Origin of the sequence: Mammaliicoccus sp. Q-M61, assembly GCF_022386055.1 — a bacterium.
GTDB classification, from domain to species: domain Bacteria; phylum Bacillota; class Bacilli; order Staphylococcales; family Staphylococcaceae; genus Mammaliicoccus; species Mammaliicoccus sciuri_A.
Genome location: NZ_JAJNJL010000012.1, coordinates 53,498 through 71,585, shown reverse-complemented (window position 1 = coordinate 71,585; position 18,088 = coordinate 53,498). Strand labels below are relative to the sequence as shown.

General features: G+C 30.3%; 16 protein-coding genes and 9 tRNA genes. 5 read left to right on the top strand and 20 right to left on the bottom strand.

Features of this window, described 5'->3' with window-relative positions; genetic code table 11:
* Nucleotides 1–3 precede the first annotated feature (3 nt).
* From menC to LQ677_RS13280, 4 genes are all read right to left on the bottom strand, one after another.
* The gene (gene menC / locus LQ677_RS13295; protein ID WP_196308296.1) at nucleotides 4–1,002 is read right to left on the bottom strand and encodes an o-succinylbenzoate synthase; all 999 of its coding nucleotides are present in this window, start codon (nucleotides 1,000–1,002) and stop codon (nucleotides 4–6) included.
* A complete protein-coding gene (gene menE, locus LQ677_RS13290) occupies nucleotides 989–2,398 on the bottom strand; it encodes an o-succinylbenzoate--CoA ligase (protein ID WP_196308297.1) in 1,410 nt (469 codons plus the stop codon). Before menE ends, menC begins: the two co-directional genes overlap by 14 nt.
* A gap of 116 nt (nucleotides 2,399–2,514) precedes the next feature.
* On the bottom strand, nucleotides 2,515–3,681 hold the full coding sequence (locus LQ677_RS13285; RefSeq protein ID WP_191836731.1) for an MFS transporter: 1,167 nt from the start codon (nucleotides 3,679–3,681) through the stop codon (nucleotides 2,515–2,517).
* A gap of 141 nt (nucleotides 3,682–3,822) precedes the next feature.
* Nucleotides 3,823–4,662, bottom strand: a complete 840-nt coding sequence (locus LQ677_RS13280; RefSeq protein ID WP_126477956.1) for a DegV family protein — start codon at nucleotides 4,660–4,662, stop codon at nucleotides 3,823–3,825.
* 362 nt (nucleotides 4,663–5,024) lie between these two features.
* Here LQ677_RS13280 and LQ677_RS13275 point away from each other — a divergent pair, with 362 nt between their 5' ends.
* Nucleotides 5,025–5,456 (top strand): GNAT family N-acetyltransferase, encoded by a 432-nt coding sequence (locus LQ677_RS13275; RefSeq protein ID WP_126477955.1) that lies wholly within the window; start codon nucleotides 5,025–5,027, stop codon nucleotides 5,454–5,456.
* Nucleotides 5,457–5,476: 20 nt separating this feature from the next.
* Entirely contained in the window at nucleotides 5,477–6,346 is an 870-nt protein-coding gene (locus LQ677_RS13270) for a DMT family transporter (RefSeq protein ID WP_196308298.1), read from the top strand.
* Nucleotides 6,347–6,415: 69 nt separating this feature from the next.
* Here LQ677_RS13270 and LQ677_RS13265 read toward each other — a convergent pair whose 3' ends face one another.
* Nucleotides 6,416–7,090: a type 1 glutamine amidotransferase gene (locus LQ677_RS13265; protein WP_239749020.1), complete on the bottom strand. Its 675-nt coding sequence runs from the start codon at nucleotides 7,088–7,090 to the stop codon at nucleotides 6,416–6,418.
* 401 nt (nucleotides 7,091–7,491) lie between these two features.
* Between LQ677_RS13265 and LQ677_RS13260 the strand changes: the two genes are divergently transcribed.
* Together LQ677_RS13260 and LQ677_RS13255 are read left to right on the top strand one after the other, a co-directional pair.
* Entirely contained in the window at nucleotides 7,492–8,571 is a 1,080-nt protein-coding gene (locus tag LQ677_RS13260; RefSeq protein ID WP_239749019.1) for a 3'-5' exonuclease, read from the top strand.
* Nucleotides 8,572–8,626: 55 nt separating this feature from the next.
* Complete coding sequence (locus tag LQ677_RS13255; RefSeq protein ID WP_239749018.1) at nucleotides 8,627–9,268, top strand: hypothetical protein; 642 nt, start codon at nucleotides 8,627–8,629, stop codon at nucleotides 9,266–9,268.
* A gap of 79 nt (nucleotides 9,269–9,347) precedes the next feature.
* Here LQ677_RS13255 and LQ677_RS13250 read toward each other — a convergent pair whose 3' ends face one another.
* The 15 genes from LQ677_RS13250 to LQ677_RS13180 form a co-directional block, all read right to left on the bottom strand.
* Complete coding sequence (locus LQ677_RS13250) at nucleotides 9,348–9,608, bottom strand: hypothetical protein (RefSeq protein WP_239749016.1); 261 nt, start codon at nucleotides 9,606–9,608, stop codon at nucleotides 9,348–9,350.
* A 285-nt stretch (nucleotides 9,609–9,893) separates the two neighbouring features.
* Nucleotides 9,894–10,550, bottom strand: a complete 657-nt coding sequence (locus LQ677_RS13245) for a hypothetical protein (RefSeq protein ID WP_239749015.1) — start codon at nucleotides 10,548–10,550, stop codon at nucleotides 9,894–9,896.
* Nucleotides 10,519–11,613 (bottom strand): hypothetical protein, encoded by a 1,095-nt coding sequence (locus tag LQ677_RS13240; RefSeq protein WP_239749014.1) that lies wholly within the window; start codon nucleotides 11,611–11,613, stop codon nucleotides 10,519–10,521. The genes LQ677_RS13245 and LQ677_RS13240 overlap by 32 nt, the downstream gene beginning before the upstream one ends.
* Before the next feature lie 304 nt (nucleotides 11,614–11,917).
* Nucleotides 11,918–12,006 (bottom strand) — tRNA-Ser (locus LQ677_RS13235).
* Between the two features lie 42 nt (nucleotides 12,007–12,048).
* Nucleotides 12,049–12,120 (bottom strand) — tRNA-Glu (locus tag LQ677_RS13230).
* Between the two features lie 3 nt (nucleotides 12,121–12,123).
* Nucleotides 12,124–12,198: transfer RNA gene (locus tag LQ677_RS13225), tRNA-Asn, on the bottom strand.
* A gap of 7 nt (nucleotides 12,199–12,205) precedes the next feature.
* Nucleotides 12,206–12,279 (bottom strand) — tRNA-Gly (locus LQ677_RS13220).
* A gap of 20 nt (nucleotides 12,280–12,299) precedes the next feature.
* Nucleotides 12,300–12,375 (bottom strand) — tRNA-His (locus LQ677_RS13215).
* A 20-nt stretch (nucleotides 12,376–12,395) separates the two neighbouring features.
* Nucleotides 12,396–12,468 (bottom strand) — tRNA-Phe (locus LQ677_RS13210).
* A 10-nt stretch (nucleotides 12,469–12,478) separates the two neighbouring features.
* A tRNA-Asp gene (locus LQ677_RS13205) sits at nucleotides 12,479–12,554 on the bottom strand.
* Nucleotides 12,555–12,568: 14 nt separating this feature from the next.
* Nucleotides 12,569–12,642, bottom strand: a tRNA-Met gene (locus LQ677_RS13200).
* An 87-nt stretch (nucleotides 12,643–12,729) separates the two neighbouring features.
* Nucleotides 12,730–12,804 (bottom strand) — tRNA-Glu (locus LQ677_RS13195).
* A gap of 335 nt (nucleotides 12,805–13,139) precedes the next feature.
* Complete coding sequence (locus LQ677_RS13190) at nucleotides 13,140–14,285, bottom strand: M20 family metallo-hydrolase (RefSeq protein WP_239749013.1); 1,146 nt, start codon at nucleotides 14,283–14,285, stop codon at nucleotides 13,140–13,142.
* Between the two features lies 1 nt (nucleotide 14,286).
* A complete protein-coding gene (locus LQ677_RS13185; protein WP_239749012.1) occupies nucleotides 14,287–15,633 on the bottom strand; it encodes a dihydroorotase in 1,347 nt (448 codons plus the stop codon).
* The gene (locus LQ677_RS13180; protein ID WP_239749011.1) at nucleotides 15,623–16,963 is read right to left on the bottom strand and encodes a sodium:solute symporter family protein; all 1,341 of its coding nucleotides are present in this window, start codon (nucleotides 16,961–16,963) and stop codon (nucleotides 15,623–15,625) included. Before LQ677_RS13180 ends, LQ677_RS13185 begins: the two co-directional genes overlap by 11 nt.
* Nucleotides 16,964–17,125: 162 nt before the next feature.
* On the opposite strand from LQ677_RS13180, the gene LQ677_RS13175 reads away from it, so the two are divergent.
* Nucleotides 17,126–17,854, top strand: coding sequence for an IclR family transcriptional regulator (locus LQ677_RS13175; protein ID WP_239749010.1), 729 nt, complete (start codon nucleotides 17,126–17,128; stop codon nucleotides 17,852–17,854).
* The last annotated feature ends 234 nt before the right edge of the window (nucleotides 17,855–18,088 follow it).

The following is an 18,088-nucleotide window of genomic DNA, read 5'->3' as shown; positions in this document are numbered from 1 at the left end:
CTTTTATTTTGTTAATTTATCTTTATCAACGATTGGTGGCACATATTTAATGAGATGACCATCAGTCTTTGCGTTATCAACAACGAAATCTTCTGTAAAGTAATAATCACTCGGCGTCACATCACTCGGATATGAACTGTGCTGTGCTAAGTATGCAGTAAAGTAACTACTAAGCCCAAATTCATACATTCCACCTATGACATATTTAAGTCGATGTTCGTGACAATATTCAATAATTTCAAGTGCTTTATCTATACCTCCAACACGTGAAGGTTTAATCACAACACCATCAATCAGATTATGCTGATTAAATTGAATAATTCGCTCTAAATTTAGAGCACTTTCATCAATAAATACTGGTAACTCAAGCGTACTAACATGCTCAATATAGTCCTCATATTTAGAAAATGGCTGCTCAATATATATAAATTGTTCATCTTTAAATGTATTTAATAAAGACATATGTTCATGATTTAACACGCCATTTGCATCAATCGCTCTTTGTATTTGCGGATAATGTTCTGTTAAAAAATCTATATCTTGATAAACTTCTTCATGCCATTTTAATTTAATTCTCGTTGGTAATTCACCATTATATTGCTTAAAATATTGTTCAATATTTTGATTAATTGTTGCACCATACGCTACTTCTATCGGCTTTAACTCATGGAATTTCTGAAAGAATATCATAGACATAACGCTACGTGCATTCGGGTATTCACTGAGTTCATCTATTAATTCACAACATAATGGATAACTATTAAAATCAACAAATTCATGTTTTTCAAACCATTTTAATAGAGTTACTTCAACTTTATTTATTGTTTCGAAATGATACCAGTCACTATTAAACGCATTACATTCACCATAATACGTAGACCCATTCATGTCTTGCCATTCTACAATTAATACTTCTCGCTCATTTAATTCTATTAAAGGTGTTCGTATCGGTACTCTGAAAGGTGCTTTGAATCTATAGAAATGCAAACTATTTTTTCTCATTCATGACCCACGCCTTTACTTTATATCTTGAAAGTTTACCTGTTGAAGTTCTTGGTATTTCATTTATTTTATAAAAGTATTTCGGGTGTTTATACTTTGCTAATTTAGTATCGAGTATATTTTTGAATGTTTCATCTTGGATAGTCTGTTCCGCTTCATACACTAATGCAGGTACTTGCCCCCATTTATCATCATCAACTGGTACAACAACACAATTTTGAACATCCGGATGATTCAATATCACATGTTCAATTTCAAATGGATAAATATTTTCTCCACCACTAATGATTAAATCTTTTCTTCTATCATAAATATATACATAACCGGAATCATCTATTGATCCAACATCACCTGTTTTAAAATAACCATCTTCAAATGTTTCTGAATTCTGACTACCTGTTAAATAACCATTCATCACATTGCCACCATATACAGCGACTTCCCCATGTCCTTCTTCATTTTGATTTAAAATTTTAAGTCGAACATTTGAAGGTACTTTCCCTACAGTACTTGGTGCTTCACGTAACATCTCTGGACTTGCTGTCACAAACTGAGAGCATGTTTCAGTCATTCCAAACGAATTATAAATCGGTAATTGATTGTCTAACGCTTTATTAATCATCGTTTCAGATAACTTTGCGCCGCCTAATAATATTTTTTCTAATTGATATGGTTGTGTTAACGTATCTTGCATCAACCATTGTAATGTTTGAGGTACTAATGAAATATGTGTGATGTTCTCATTTTTAATTAAATGCATTACGCGATTTACATCAAATTTCGATTCTAAAATAAGTGTAAAACCTTCTATTAAACTACGTATTAACACACTTAAACCTGAAATATGGTAAATCGGTAAGACGGACAACCATCTCGTTGATTCATCATAGCCAAGACTTTCTTTACAACCCATTGCACTAAAATAATGATTTGAAAAAGTTTGTGGAACAGCTTTTGCAGGACCAGTTGTACCAGAAGTAAACATAATCGTCGCGATATCATCCATATTAAACGTAAAATCATGATCCACATGTTTACTGTCGTCTATATAAATATCCTCAATATCAATACAATTTTGCTTGATATTTAAAGGTTTAAACGTAAAGACCGTTTGAACGCCAATACTGTCCAATTGTTGTTCAATTTCGACTGGTGTTAACTTCGTATTAATCATAACCACTTCTACATTTGCTAACCAAGCTGCAATGATAAGTGATGCATGTTTAATATCATTCTTGATATATAATCCAACTCTTTTCAATTGAAGTTGTTTAATGTAATGTGCTTTATTTTTAGAATCATTAAATAGTTGTTCATAAGTTAATTCAACATCACCTTGTTGAATTGCAATTTTATGTGGTGCACGTAACACCTGCTGTTCAATCCAATGTTTCATCGTTTGGACCTCCTTATACCATTATTCATTATAACGATATTTTTGAATTTAAACATAAAAAATGCTTTATAATATCAAAAAACCTAGGCGATCAATTCACCTAGGTTTCCATCATATTAGATTGCTTCTTTTTCTCTTCTTTGCGTAACAAATCGTTCAAGTAATAAGAAGACAAGACCTATAAGTGTTAAAAATGGTGCAACTAACGCTAGATCCTTAACTTCTAATTGACTTACTACGATACCGCCGATGAACGCACCAAGCGCATTACCGATGTTAAATGCTGATTGGTTCATCGTACTAGCAAGCATTGGTGCATCTTGTGAAATGACCATACTTTTAAATTGTAATGATGGACTCATACTAAAGCCAATCAAACCAAATACAAAAATACCGACAACCATTAGCAAGCTATAGTTTTGAATAAAGTACATCATAAAGATATATATTGGGAAGACGATAAATATCGTATTCAGTGCTTTATTTAAATTCCAGTCTGCTAATTTCCCACCAATAATATTACCAAATGTTACACCAACACCGAATATAATAAGGACAAATGAAATCCAGCGTTCTTCTATATGCGAAACATTGATTAATATTTGAGAAATATACGTGAAATAAGCAAATACACTACTGAATCCGAACAGTGTTACACCTAGTGTCAGCCAAAGTTTAACATCTTTTAATACACTCAATTCATTTTTAATTGAAATCGGCTGTGTATCTTTTTGGTTAGGTACAAATCGAATAATACCTATTAATGTTAATAGTCCTAGAACACTAATAATAATAAATGTCATTTTCCAGCCAAATATTTGCCCTACAAATGTTCCAAAAGGTACACCAATGATGTTGCTCATTGTTAATCCCATAAACATTAACGCCATTGCACTTGCTCTTTTATGAGGCGGTACCATACTTGCTGCTAGTATTGATCCAATACCAAAGAATGAACCGTGTGCTAAAGCGGCAATAATTCTACTTAACATAAGCGAACCATAATTAGGTGCAATACCACCTATCCCGTTACCTATTATAAAAATAGCCATTAATAAGACGAGTAAATTTTTTCGAGGTAATTTATAAGTCGCTAACACTATAATCGGTCCACCAATTGCAACACTCAGTGCATAACCTGTAATCAATTGACCCGCATCAGATACGGTTACATCAAGATCTCTTGCAATATTAGGTAACAAACCCATGATTACAAATTCAGTCATACCTATCGCAAAAGCACCAAGGCTTAGTATCCAAATCGCTAAAGGATATTTTTTCATGTCTCAACGCTCCTTTAATCTTATTATTTTAATCAGATTTATCCATATTAGTACTTTTGCTATGCAATTACAAGAGTTTTTTGGAATTTTGTATATAAAAAAACCTGAGAAATTAAATTCTCAGATTTTTAAACGTTTTCATTATTGAGTTTGTATCCAACCTATTCCAATCGTGCCATATCCCGTATGAACAGATGCTACTGGAACTAAAGGTTCGACATATACATTAACATCTTTATTTAAAGTTAATATGCGCTCTTTCCATACATGTGCTTCTTGCTCATTTCCAGCATGTAACACACCAATATTTGTAACACCTTTATCAATAATTTCTTTAATATGTGTGATTAAATAAGCTTCTATTTTCTTATTGCCTCTAGACTTAAGTTCTAAGTCGATTGTACTATTCTCTAATTTCAATAATAATTTAATATGAAGTAAGCTACTTAATAAATATTTGCTATTCGAAACCCTTCCACTATTCTTTAATTGTTGTAAGTTTCGTGGCAACAAATATAATTCACTTGTATGTTTAACTTCTTCTAACTTATTAACGATTTCTTCAAATGAATAGTCCTCGTCATAAAGTTTTCTACCATACTCGACCAACTCTTTTTGAGGAAAGCTTCCTGTTCCACTATCAATTACATGAATTTCCATAGGGAAAGATTGTGCTGTTGATAGCGATGATGCGTATGTGCCAGATAAACTACTAGAAGGATGAACCGCAATAACATGCGTATAACCTTCTTCTTGAATTTGCTCATACGTCTCTATAAAATCTTGAGGTGTAGGTTGAGCCGTTTTAGCACCATTACCATTTTCTTTTAACATATCAAAAAATAACTTTGAACTTTCAAATTCTGAATCTTTATAAGGTTTGTCATTAATAATTGTAGATAAAGAAACGACAAATAAATCTTTATCATCCATATTTTGATCAATATAAGTTGTTGTATCAATTAACCACGCTAATTTCATTACTTCCTCCATTGTATATACAATAAATGCATTCACTTTATAACTAAGTATTTTTAACCTAACTTAATTAATAACATATAATCAATATTGAAACAATTAAAAAAAGAACTGATAAGTTAAAGCAATCATATAATAATTACCACAAATATCATTCTAGTATAATAAATAGATAGATATACTGAAATTCCAATACTTTCATAACAATGAATCGAATGTTATTTCTATAAAAATCCTTAAAATTTACTATTAAAATATACCAAACATAAGATTAATAAGTTTATCAAAAATTCATAATAACCTATACGCATTTAACCTTCTTATGCTATCATTCTAATATTCACATCTAATTAGGAGTCATAACAATGAGCTTATTAAAAACTGAACTACAAGAGAAAGATTATCCACTTGCATTAAAAATTTGGGAACGCTCCGTACTTGCAACCCATCACTTTTTAAAAGAAGAAGACAGAATTGCATTAAAAAAAGAAATACCAACCTACTTTAAATACGTAGATGCAAATTTATGGCTTTACGATGGAGAAGCTGTAGGATTTTCAGGTATCAACGAAGATAACTTAGAAATGTTATTTATAGATCCAGAACATTTCAGAAAAGGATTTGGAACTGAAATACTTAAACATTTGCTGAAAGAAGATCATATCCAAAAAGTTGACGTAAACAAAGATAACGAACAAGCCTTGAACTTTTATATGAAAAATGGATTTAAACCATATAAAGAATCTTCACATGATGGACAAGGAAGAGATTATCCAATCATACATCTAAAATTATAATTTAAATTGAGGTTTTGCTTATGAATAAACAGACAAATATGTTATTACTTATTTCAATCATTGCAATTTCGCTAGCTGCCATATTAGTAAAGCTATCAAACGCCCCTTCTAGCGTAATAAGCATGAACAGAATGTTTATAGCAGTCATCTTGCTAGTACCCTTTGCATATCGATATAAAAAAGAAATCTTTAAATTAAGTCTTAAAGATTTTCTATATCTTGTATTAGCTGGTCTATTTTTAGCACTTCATTTCGGATTATGGTTTGGTTCATTAAAATTAACAACCGTTGCTAGTTCAACAGTCATATTATCTTTACAACCTATTGTTGCGATTATTGCAAGTTTCTTATTTTATAAAGAAAAAATAACACTAAAAGTTTTGAGTACAATTTTAATATCGTTTATCGGTGTTGTAATCGTAAGTTGGGGCGACTTTAATATAACTGACTTAACTGCAATGATTGGTAATATATTATCTTTATTAAGTGTTATATCAATAGTGTGTTACCTAATGATCGGAAAGAATGCAATGCTCAAACTCACACATTGGGTTTATAGCATCATCGTGTTCTTCTTCGCAGGCGTCTTTTTACTCATTTATAACATCATCACGCACGCTACATTAGTAAACTATTCAATGAAAGAATGGCTATTATTTATATCATTGGCCATTTTCCCAACAATAGCACATGTCATATTTAATTATCTCTTAAATATTATCAATCCAACAACCATATCAATGAGTATGCTATTAGAACCCATAGGCGCATCAATATTAGCAATATTTATATTGAAAGAATACTTAGGATACGTACAAATACTAGGTATCATCATCGTACTCGTAGGTGTGTATTTCTTCTTAAAAGCACAGAAAACTGAAGTATCATGAAAACATTTAAAGGCTAGGACTTATATAAAAAGTCCTAGCCTTTGTTTTGATTTGATATTAATAAATATATTATTTACTTTTTGTTATAAAATCTAATAATTTAAACATAACATCTTTATTTTCTTTAGGTACTTCATAGTCAATTATTTCTTGAGGTGTTTGATTCAATACAGAATCTACTGCATAAGAAAAGTCATTCGTAACAATTTCTTTAACATCAAAAGATCCAGGTTCAAAATGAAATTGTAAGCCAATAACATTATCTTTCAATAAGAATCCTTGGTTTGTTAAGTACTCGCTTGAAAATAACAATTCTGCATTTTTAGGAATTTGGAATGTTTCTTCATGCCAATGTAATGCCATTAATTCTTTCGGTAGATCCGGTATAGTATCACTTTCAAGATAAACTTTATCCCAGCCCACTTCTTTTACTGGTGATTTACCCACTGTATAACCTATTGCTTTTGTTATTTGTTGGGCACCATAGCAAGCTCCAAACATTGGTTTGTTAGCTTTCAATAACTCTCTTATTAACTCTCTTTCTTTAAAAATCCAATCATCTGTATCATTCGGACTCATTGGACCACCCAAAATAATTAGTAAATCAGTTTCTTCAGCAGAAGGTATTACACCATTATAAAAATACGGATGATAAATATACAAATCATGTCCTCTTTCTTTAGCCCAATCACCTATTGATCCAACACCTTCATTTGGCGTATGTTGTAAAACATTTATTCTCATAAAATAAGCAACTCCTTATATAATTAACAAATTCTAATAACTATATTATAAGTCATTTAAGCAAAATAATGTGAAAATCTTTTATTTTAGAAAAATCAAAGGCTAGGACTTATGTAAAAAGTCCTAGCCTTTGTTTTGCCCATATTTCGTAACAAGGTTACAATAAAGTAAATTAATATCTACGTAAATATAAAGGAATGATACACATGTCCAAATACACTTTAGACAGCACATTTTTCTACATGGCTCTTATGACTTTGCCACTTATTTTTATAATGCCTGTATTGTTTAGTGTTCCACTTGTTTTATTAATTTTTAGTATTAAAAAGAAAGAAGACTGACATGATTTTATAAATACGCCTGTTCAATAGAGTTCTATAAATAGGAAGGATGATATAAAATTGAAAGCTAAAAAAATGGATAAAATGTTGTTTCAATCTAAATTCCCTGAAGTTGAGGTCTTACTTGAATCTGAAACATCAACAAAGATTGATAAAGAGTATGTAATAGGTTCAATATTTGTGACTATACAAGAAATTATATTAGTGCAGCATAAAGCGAATTTAACTTTTCAAATCCCGTGGTCAGAGGTTGTTTCATTAGACACAATAGAAAACTTTATTTCAAATAAATTAATTTTAGATTATGGCGAAAATCGAATGTTAACTTTTTCTTTTACATCGAGTGATCCAGTTCATGCAATTCAAGTATTTTACAAAACTTTAAATTTAGAAAAAGAGATTAATCATTTTAACAATGATGATATAAAAGCACTTCAACATAAAAATGAGCAATTGATTAAAGAAAACTTTAAATTAAGAAATGAAATTAATAAATTAAATGAAGAGAATCGCACATTACTTGATAATATGCATAATCAAAAATCTTATACGCCACCCTACCGTGCGCCAAGAAGAACTTATGATCGTTCAAATAATTCACTGGATTTAAGTTATACAAAAGTACGAAAATTAACAGATTCCTTTATCGTTCTAGATTTCGAAACTACAGGTTTAAAATATAACGAAAACGAAATTATACAATGTGGCATTATTGAATATGAAGATGGAAAAATCATTAGTGAATATAATGAATACTTCAAACCAAGTAAACCAATAAGTAAAAGAATTGAAAAAATCACAGGTATAACAAATGAGTTTTTAGAAGATAAACCTAGTTTAGGCAAGGATAAATTAGAGGAATTATATAACATCATTAGAAGAAGAACGATAGTTGCACATAATGCACCATTTGATATGAAGTTCTTACTCTACCAACTTCAAATTAATAATATAGAATATGAGAAATTGAGAGTTATTGACACACTCACTTTTTCAAGAAAACTAATCAGAGAAACACCTAATCATAAATTGCAAACATTGAAAGAACATTTCAATTTAGACGATGGCGAATCACATAACGCAATTAATGATTGTAGAGCAACAGGGAACTTACTATTACTATTGATGAGTAGACAGTGATCAATAAAGTAGTAATATAAATATCATTTTGGAGTTAAAATAAGGAGATGCATAAATGAAGAAAATTTTATTAGCAGCTCTTACAGGAACATTATTATTAGGAGCATGCACAAACACATCTAGTAATGATGAAAAGAAAGAACAGTCGAATTCTAACGAAAAGAATAATAAAAAAGTTATGTACGTATATAATGCAGAATTAAGAAATTATTTGACTATGAACTTAGCAACTTATGAGAAGATTTTTAATTATATTGACTCAACTGAAGACGATGATAACCTTCAAGAAAAGATAAATGCATATCGACAATATTCGAAAGATTTAGATGATAATTTAAAATATCATAAAAAACACACTAAAGATCTTAAAGGTAAAAAGAATGAAAAGAAAATAAATGATGGATTTATTATAATGAGCGAATCCCTGTCTAAATCCTTAAAAGATATAGCACACGAAATAGAAAAATTTCAATCAGGAGAAATCACTGAAGATGAACTTTATAAACATTTAATAGATATTCAAAAAGAATTAGAAAACAAAAAGGATGAATTTAATCAAATTACTGAAGATGTACCTGATGAAGAATTCAAGAAAATAATCGGTTCTGTAATCTATAAAGAATACAAAAGAGTTTTGAATCAATTTCCGGAAGATGGGATAGTAGATGAAGAAAAACAACTAGATAAAAAGCAGTAATTTTAATATTCTTTTAACTATGTAAATTAAGGCTATAACTAGTTCAAAACGTACATATCATATAACCTAATCATTTAAGTTAAAATAGCAATGCTACTAATATAGTGATAATCATAGATAAGAGACTTAATATAGTTGGTATACTAATACCTATCCAGAAACGTTTTGATGTAACTTTATTATCGCTTATTTCATTTTTTAACTCGGAAACAGCATTTTTTATTTCTCCTGACAAAACGTCTTTAGTTAAAGAAATTTTATCATTGATTGCATCGAATCTATTATTCATATTTATTTCATGCTGCTGAAATTCTGATCTTGTAATATATTCACTATTCATAAAAGCACCCCCTTATATACTCCCACTCTCTAGTTTAATTAAGTATATATTACAACAAAATCAAATTGAGAACAATATAGAATGGTGATATTAACAAATTGATTTTTATATTATACTAATCTCCTTTATAAAGATAATGGAAACTTAATCCCAGTTCATACACCGACGCGATACTACATAAACAAAAACCACTTTATTACTTGTTGGTCTAGATATCATTCATAATAATAACCCACCAAAATCGGTGGGTTATTATTTATAAGTTTTATTAAGTAACTGTATTATCTAATCTTGTTTATTTTTGTCTTTTATATTGTTAATTGCATCATTAAATGTATGACTTATATAAGTAATACAATACAAATATACTGTTTTTATTATTAAGAAAAACAATAAAAATGAATAAAAAACAAGAGAAAAATGCAAAAATATTATGACGTAATTAAATATTACTAAATATACACCATAAATAAAGTTGTATTTTCCTAAAAGGATTTGTAAAAATAAAGTTACTAATAATATCAATGCATATATTACATAAAAAATTATCATCGAAACTGCTCTTATATATGTTGACTGTATTTTTTTTAATTTCCTTATTTCTTTATCTATACTAACTCTTTTAACCTTTTGAGATTCTTTTATATTAACTTTTAAATTATTATCTTTACCTATAGAATTTATTAGAAAAGTTGCTGATGTAATTGTAAAACCAATACTTATTGAAAAATATGGCAATATCAACCTATTAAATTCGGAAACAGTTAAATATATATTTTCCGATTTGTAATTAATTATTAAAGTAATCAAAAGTGAAATTATTATTATAACTAAAATAATTAATTTATAGTACTTAAAATCTCTTATGATTGATTTATGAATTAAAAAAAGTGTTCTTAAAGACTCTGGACTATTTTTCCTCATCCTTATCTTCGTAGTCATTGAAATCACCCTTATATTCTGTGAATTTTTTTAAAAATTCACTATGATTATTTAATGTCGGTTCATTCTTACTAAAAGTTGTTGGCATATTTATTATATTTTCTTTTAAATATTTAATAATAAATTCTAGTTTTACTTTATCTTCAATATGTCCATGCTTGTCAGCTTCTGTTTCAAATTGAATATCTCTCGTCAGTGTATCAGGAGTAAAAATCCTATTTACACCATAGGAATCTTTTCCTTCTATAGAGTAACCTCCAAATTTATCAGAATCTATAACATATTCAATAAATTTTTCTAAGCTACCGCTAAATTTATTATTACTAAATTTAGTTAGCTTTAATATAGTGTCATACTCTGAGATATTCGAGCTGTTTATACCATCGGATACCAGTTTAAAGAAGTTTTCATTATCTTCTGTATCGTCAAAATGAATATCTTCAATATCTTTATCCTGCACTCCATTTTTTTCAAAAATACTTACTGATTTAACTGTAGCTAAATTTTTAATTTGTTTTTTTACATCCAATGGTTTTATTATTTCTATATTGATTACTGGTTTATATTCAAGTATATAATCTGTTTCAAGTGTATTTAGATATAGAATTAATTGTTTTGTTTCTTTTGTATACATTTTTAATAAAGATCTTAATCTAGAAATATTTAATACATGATTCCCATCTTGCTCAACAAAAATGAAGCCAGTTTTTTTATGTATAAAAAAGTCGATAGTATACTCTAAACCCTCGTTTGTTTGAATTAATCCTACTAATGATAAATCATCTACATTAACATTTCTTTGTTCTTTACCGTGTTTAATCGTTATTATCTGTCCACATGAATAATCTTCAGAATAATACGGATTATATTTAGATAAATAGATCGTTTCTGTCTGATAATTATAAGTCTTTTTTCGTAGTTTTTTTTCGTAACTTAATAAATTTAATAATATAAAATCAGTAATACGGTGATTATAATAATTTAAATGAGTTTTATTTTTATTAATATCAGTTATTAAATTTGTCAACTTGAATAATTTGAACTTAATTCTTCTCTTTGCCATTCCCCTTACCTCTTTCGCAATTTACTTATCAATATTATACATTTTACAAAATCAATATAAAAGTATAATTTAATAAAAATCGCAACTATCAGCTATATTAAAATCATTAGAAAAAGAAAAATAGGATTTATAAAATACATAATATCTTGTAACACTTATTCTTCCACTATAATAGAATATTTTTTTGTTGGCATGAATTATAAATTTGTTTTCTTTTAAAAAAGAGCATAAAAAAAGAAACCCCACTATCATGGGGTTTCTAGCAATATCAACGTCTTGGATTAGTTGATTATTAAGGTACAAACGGAGAGTGAGGGATTCGAACCCTCGAGACGCTTGTGGCGCCTACACACTTTCCAGGCGTGCTCCTTCGGCCAACTCGGACAACTCTCCACAAACAAAAAAATCAGAAGCGATATTTCACCTCTGATTATATGACCCCTACGGGATTCGAACCCGTGTTACCGCCGTGAAAGGGCGGTGTCTTAACCGCTTGACCAAGGGGCCTTATGGCTCCACAGGTAGGACTCGAACCTACGACCGATCGGTTAACAGCCGATAGCTCTACCACTGAGCTACTGTGGAATAATAATGGAGCGGGTGATCGGAATCGAACCGACAACATCAGCTTGGAAGGCTGAGGTTTTACCACTAAACTACACCCGCTTAAGTAAATAATATATATATGGGGCGACTGATGGGAATCGAACCCACGAATGTCGGAACCACAATCCGATGCGTTAACCACTTCGCCACAATCGCCATACTTGTTTAAAAAAGTATGGCTCAGGACGGAATCGAACCGCCGACACAAGGATTTTCAGTCCTTTGCTCTACCGACTGAGCTACTGAGCCAAAATATAAATGGCGGTCCCGACGGGAATCGAACCCGCGATCTCCTGCGTGACAGGCAGGCATGTTAACCGCTACACCACGGGACCATCATTAAAAAGTATTGCGGGAGGCGGATTTGAACCACCGACCTTCGGGTTATGAGCCCGACGAGCTACCGAACTGCTCCATCCCGCGCTAATAATAAGTAATTTGGCTACCTTATTAATATAACACATTCATTAATATTATGTCAATAAAATTTTAATAATTTTTTATTGAAAATGGTGACCCCTACGGGATTCGAACCCGTGTTACCGCCGTGAAAGGGCGGTGTCTTAACCGCTTGACCAAGGGGCCTCTAATTGAGAACTACTTAAGTATATATAGAAATATAAAGAACGTCAATGCTATTTCTTTACTTTTCTTAATAAAAAATTTGAACTTTTAACATCTATGTGACAATTGTCACTAAAGGGAGAAATAATCATTCAAAACACCCTCTTTTTTATCTTTAGAAGTCTTATTTATTCATGATTTTAATAGAAAAAAGTATCTATTTTACAGTATTTAACCGGAATATTTATATTGAATGTCACAATCTAGAATTTCATTAACACTATTCTTCTTATATATGTAAGAAAAAAGCCATCTAACTTCTTTTTAATAAGAAGCTAGATGGCTTTTTTTATAACTCACGATTCCAAAATATAATTCAGTAATACATTACTTCCTTTAACGATTTGTTCTTTGCTACTATATTCGTCTGGATGATGGCTTATTCCGTTTTTACTTGGTATAAAGATCATAGAAGCTGGCATTATTGTACTGACTGAATTTGCATCGTGATTAGCACCGCTTGCCATTTTCTTTGATGTATACCCTAATTTTTTTGTTACTTCGCTTAGTTTTGTTATATTTTGCTCATCAAGTTTTGTTGTTTGCTTCTTTACAACTCTTTCATTTTTTGAGGCTATTGTATTTAATAACGTCTCTTCGTATTGATTGAGTTTATCTTCTGCATCACTTCTTATTTCAACTAACATTTCTACCTTGTTAGGTATCACATTCGCTTGATTTGGATACATATTAAGTTTTCCAACAGTTAATACAGATTGATCATCTAGTGTTCCTGAGAATTCAAATATCTTTTGAAGTTCTGTTGTTGCAAGTTTTAATGCGTCTTCTCTTAAATGCATAGGTGTTGTCCCTGAGTGACCGCTTCTTCCTTCAACTTCAATTCTATACCTTCTTAATCCTGCTATACTAGTTACAATGCCAATATCTAAATTTTCATTTTCTAAGACTTGGCCTTGTTCAATATGTAATTCTATATAGCTTTGAAAGTTTTGTTGATTTCGAGAATTTAGTATGGCTTCTTTACTTAAACCTACTTTTTCTAAATCATCGTTCTTTTCATCAAATATACCGGCAAAAACTCTACTTCCAAATGTTCCACCAAGTATATTCGCCTCTTCTCCTCTAAAAGCTACAAGCATTATTGGATGGTTAAGTTTAATATTATTTTCTTTTAATGTTAATAAAACTTCTAATCCACTTAAGACACCTAATGCTCCATCATATAGCCCACCATTTTGTACTGTGTCTAGATGAGATCCTATTAAAATCGGATTATCGCCTTCTCCATACTGACCAAACACATTACCTACTTCATCAGTATATGAATATAAATTGTTTTCTTTTAATATTTTTTCAAACCAAGATAAAGATTGTTCTTCTGTAGAGCTAAAAACACGACGTGTATATCCTATTTCAGGTGTATCGTTAAATTGTTTTATTTCATCAAATAAACTTTCTAACCTTTTATCATTTATTTCCAAATCATTTCACTCCTTTAAGCCCAGAAATGAATTTGCCAATATTTTTATTTAAAACTTCATGATTATGATATACCGTTTGACCTCTTACGATTGTATCTACTATTTGTGCATTTATCGTACTACCGTTAAATACTGATTGATTAGAAATAGATTCATAGTAATCTTTATCTAATTCCCAAGATTTATTTGGATTAATAATAGTAAAATCTGCATCTAATCCTTCTTGAATACTTCCTTTATTAATTAAATTATATCTGTCAGCAATATTAGTTGAAAATAAATTAGAGAACTGTTGTTCAGTCATTCCATTTTGTAATACAAGAAAATCAAACATTATAGGAATCATAATGTCTAATCCAGTAAGACCAGATGGTGCATTAAATATATTACTTTCAGATTCGTCTTTAACCCATGGTGCATGATCAGATGTTATGAAATCTATTTGACCACTTTGTAATTGTTTATTTAATTGACTCACTTCATATGGTGTACGCAATGCCGGATTACATTTTGCTAATACACCATATTTTTCTAATGTATCAGTATCTAATGTAAGATATTGGTAACATGTTTCATATGTTACATTTATATCGAATTCACTTTTCATTTGTTCTATTAATTCTACCGTATGCGGGTGACTAATATGAACAAGATGTAATTTGGCATTACTCCATTTTGCTAATTCTAATAATGTAGCTACTGCTGATGATTCTGATTCTGGTGGTCTGCTAAGGTTATGATAGATGGCATCTGTTTTATCTTCAGAATTAAACTTATTTACCAGATAATTAATAATATCTTCATTCTCAGCATGAAAAGCTACTAAGATATCATTTTCTGAAGTTACTTTCATAATATCTATTATCTGGTGGTCTGGTATTCTAGGGAATCTCTTTGGATCAGTTTCAAAAGTAGATAATTTAAATGCAATTGCACCTGCATCTATCATATTCTGAACATCATCTACGCCTTTATCTTTAGCTACTGTAGCCCACAATGCGACATCAACAATAGCGTTTTGATTAACATCTTCAATTTTATTTTTAAATTTTTCAACTGTATCAATTGGTTCTGGTCTATCATAAGGCATATCAATTATAGTTGTTATGCCACCTTGAGCTGCAGCTCTTGTAGCTCTATTCATACCTTCATCTGGATTAGAATAACAATGAACATGAGAATCTATAAATCCAGGGAATATAATTTCATCTTTATATTCAATAATTTCATCTGCATGTAATGATCCATATTCAGCTATTTTTACGATTTTACCATTTTTAATAGCAATATCACCTTGTTGAACACCGTCTTGTACATAGCTTCCTCTAATAACTAAATCAAATGTCATTTTCTATTACCCCCGTTTTCTCTTTAGTTAGATAACTAACTGCAAATAAACAAATTATCGATAAACAAATTCCATAAAATACATAAGGTAATGTTGTTCCGATTGAGTGAGCTACCGCAGAACCAACTATCCCACCGATAATTGAACTGATACCTCCATAAGTATTTATCCACTTTGTATCTTTAAAAATAAATCCAAAAATAACAGGAACTATTAACGCTGAAACTGAATAAGCAAATGATGCAACTATCCACCCCAATGCTTGTGGAACTAAAATAGATAAACTAACAGCAATAATTAATACACTTACTGCAATTATTCTAGAAACCTTAACTTGTTGGCTTCTTGTTGTATTTGGATTTACATAATTCACATAAATATCTTTTGTCAATGTAACAACGACAGACTGAATCGCACTAGACAGTGTTGACATAATTGTAGCAACTATAAAAGTTGAAAATACTACAGTGAACCAAGCAGGAGTTTGAGTTAGGAACCAACCAGTTGCATCTTCAGGATTAGACATTCCTGGATTCAAGTGGCTAATTGTAATTCCCATAACTGAAGACCATACTGTTGCTAAAGCAAATAGTACTGCGGTTGCAATAATAGAAATTTTTGCATTTTTAGCATTATCTGCTGCGTAAATTCTTTGGAAAATTTGTTGATTGGTTAGGTTACCTGGCATTACACCAAATATCCAGAATATAATCATCGTTCCACCAATACCAAATAATCCTTTAGGTAACTCAGTGTACTTAGGTTCATGATTAGAAGTAATCTCTGTCCAACTTCCACCCATTTGTAGTGCAACAATGACTGCTATAATAGCACCTACTATCATAAAGCAACCAAAAATAAAATCAGTCCAAGCAACTGTAGTCATACCAGCCGGTAAAACAAAAGCTAAACTGATTAAAGCAAATATAATAACAACTGTACTAGGTTCAAATCCTGTTATTTCTGAAAATATTTTTCCGAACCCTACAAGTTGAGTTATCATCCAACCAAAAGGAACAATTAAAGTAGCAATAATCACTAATATCATAAACACTTTATTTTTGCCAAAAATAGCACTAAGAGCATCAGGTAAAGATTCAAAATCGCTATTTCTTAGCCACTTAGCCATAAATATATATGGTAAAAATCCTATAGCAGTAAGTAATCCATATGTTAATGAAGCCCATCCATATGTGTAAGCCGTACCAACTAGCCCTACTATTACTGCCCCTCCCATGACAGTGGCAAATTGTGTACCTATTTGAACATATATAGGAAGTGATCTACCTCCAACATTCCAATCATCAATACTTTGATGCCTTTTTCCCATAATAAGAGAAAATACAAACAATCCCGATAACACAACTGCTAATGTAATAACTAAAGCTATTAACATTTAACATGCCCCCTTTGTTATATTTTTATATGTATTTTATGGTATTATGATTAAACAGACAAATCGAAATTCTTACAATGTGAGAAAGGTGATATTATGAATGACATCAAAACAATCATTAAATCGAATGAAATTTTAAGACTTTTTATCAATAAAAATCATCCTTTACACATAAAGGATATAATGCAAGAACTCAATATTCCTCAAAGTACAGTTTATCGAATTATAAAGACTCACATTAGTCAAGGTATTATAGAATCACTTGGCGACGGTTTATACAAGCCTGGTTGGGTAATTCAAGCTTTATATGAACCTGTTTATCCGCGTTATTCAAAATTAACTAAACTAACAAGACCTCTATTAGAAGAAGCAGTAAATCAACTTGGAGAAACAATCATTTTAACAACATTAAGAGGGAATCATGTATTAGTATTAGACACTGTAGAAAGCAATAGAAATTTGAGATTCTCATTTAATAAGAACGAAGTGTTCTTACCATATTATGGCGCATCTTCTAAAGTACTTATTGCTTTTGCTGAAGAGAACTATAGAAATGATTTAATAAATTTAAGCGAAGAAAATAATCATGAGAAACTTAAACAAGATTTAGAAAATATAAAAAAAGATGGATATGCTATTTCATATTCTGAAGTTGATGTTGGGGCAATCGGTATTGGTGTACCTATAATGATCAAAAAGAATTTAATTGGAGGACTCTCCGTTGCCGCCCCTGAATTTAGAATAGACGATAAGAAAAAGAAAGAAATTATAAGCTATTTAAAAGACATGGCAAATGAAATATCATTTTTAATGCAAAATGATTAATTTTGAAATAGCTATGTTGCTTATTTGGCCTGTCTTGCAACTTACAACAGCTCTATGTTGCTTGTTTACTCAGTCTTGCAATTTACAGCGGCTCTATGTTGCTTGTTTACTCAGTCTTGCAACATACGGAGCTCCTATTTATCTTGTTTCACCAGTCTTGATAAATACAAAGCGCCTATTTATCTTGTTTCACCAGTCTTGATAAATACAAAGCGCCTATTTATCTTGTTTGTC

Coding starts and splice junctions, on each gene's coding strand:
- menC (WP_196308296.1), bottom strand. CDS start 1,002: ATGAGAAAAAATAGTTTGCATTTCTATAGATTCAAAGCACCTTTCAGA.
- menE (WP_196308297.1), bottom strand. CDS start 2,398: ATGAAACATTGGATTGAACAGCAGGTGTTACGTGCACCACATAAAATT.
- LQ677_RS13285 (WP_191836731.1), bottom strand. CDS start 3,681: ATGAAAAAATATCCTTTAGCGATTTGGATACTAAGCCTTGGTGCTTTT.
- LQ677_RS13280 (WP_126477956.1), bottom strand. CDS start 4,662: ATGAAATTAGCGTGGTTAATTGATACAACAACTTATATTGATCAAAAT.
- LQ677_RS13275 (WP_126477955.1), top strand. CDS start 5,025: ATGAGCTTATTAAAAACTGAACTACAAGAGAAAGATTATCCACTTGCA.
- LQ677_RS13270 (WP_196308298.1), top strand. CDS start 5,477: ATGAATAAACAGACAAATATGTTATTACTTATTTCAATCATTGCAATT.
- LQ677_RS13265 (WP_239749020.1), bottom strand. CDS start 7,090: ATGAGAATAAATGTTTTACAACATACGCCAAATGAAGGTGTTGGATCA.
- LQ677_RS13255 (WP_239749018.1), top strand. CDS start 8,627: ATGAAGAAAATTTTATTAGCAGCTCTTACAGGAACATTATTATTAGGA.
- LQ677_RS13250 (WP_239749016.1), bottom strand. CDS start 9,608: ATGAATAGTGAATATATTACAAGATCAGAATTTCAGCAGCATGAAATA.
- LQ677_RS13245 (WP_239749015.1), bottom strand. CDS start 10,550: ATGACTACGAAGATAAGGATGAGGAAAAATAGTCCAGAGTCTTTAAGA.
- LQ677_RS13240 (WP_239749014.1), bottom strand. CDS start 11,613: ATGGCAAAGAGAAGAATTAAGTTCAAATTATTCAAGTTGACAAATTTA.
- LQ677_RS13185 (WP_239749012.1), bottom strand. CDS start 15,633: ATGACATTTGATTTAGTTATTAGAGGAAGCTATGTACAAGACGGTGTT.
- LQ677_RS13180 (WP_239749011.1), bottom strand. CDS start 16,963: ATGGGAAAAAGGCATCAAAGTATTGATGATTGGAATGTTGGAGGTAGA.
- LQ677_RS13175 (WP_239749010.1), top strand. CDS start 17,126: ATGAATGACATCAAAACAATCATTAAATCGAATGAAATTTTAAGACTT.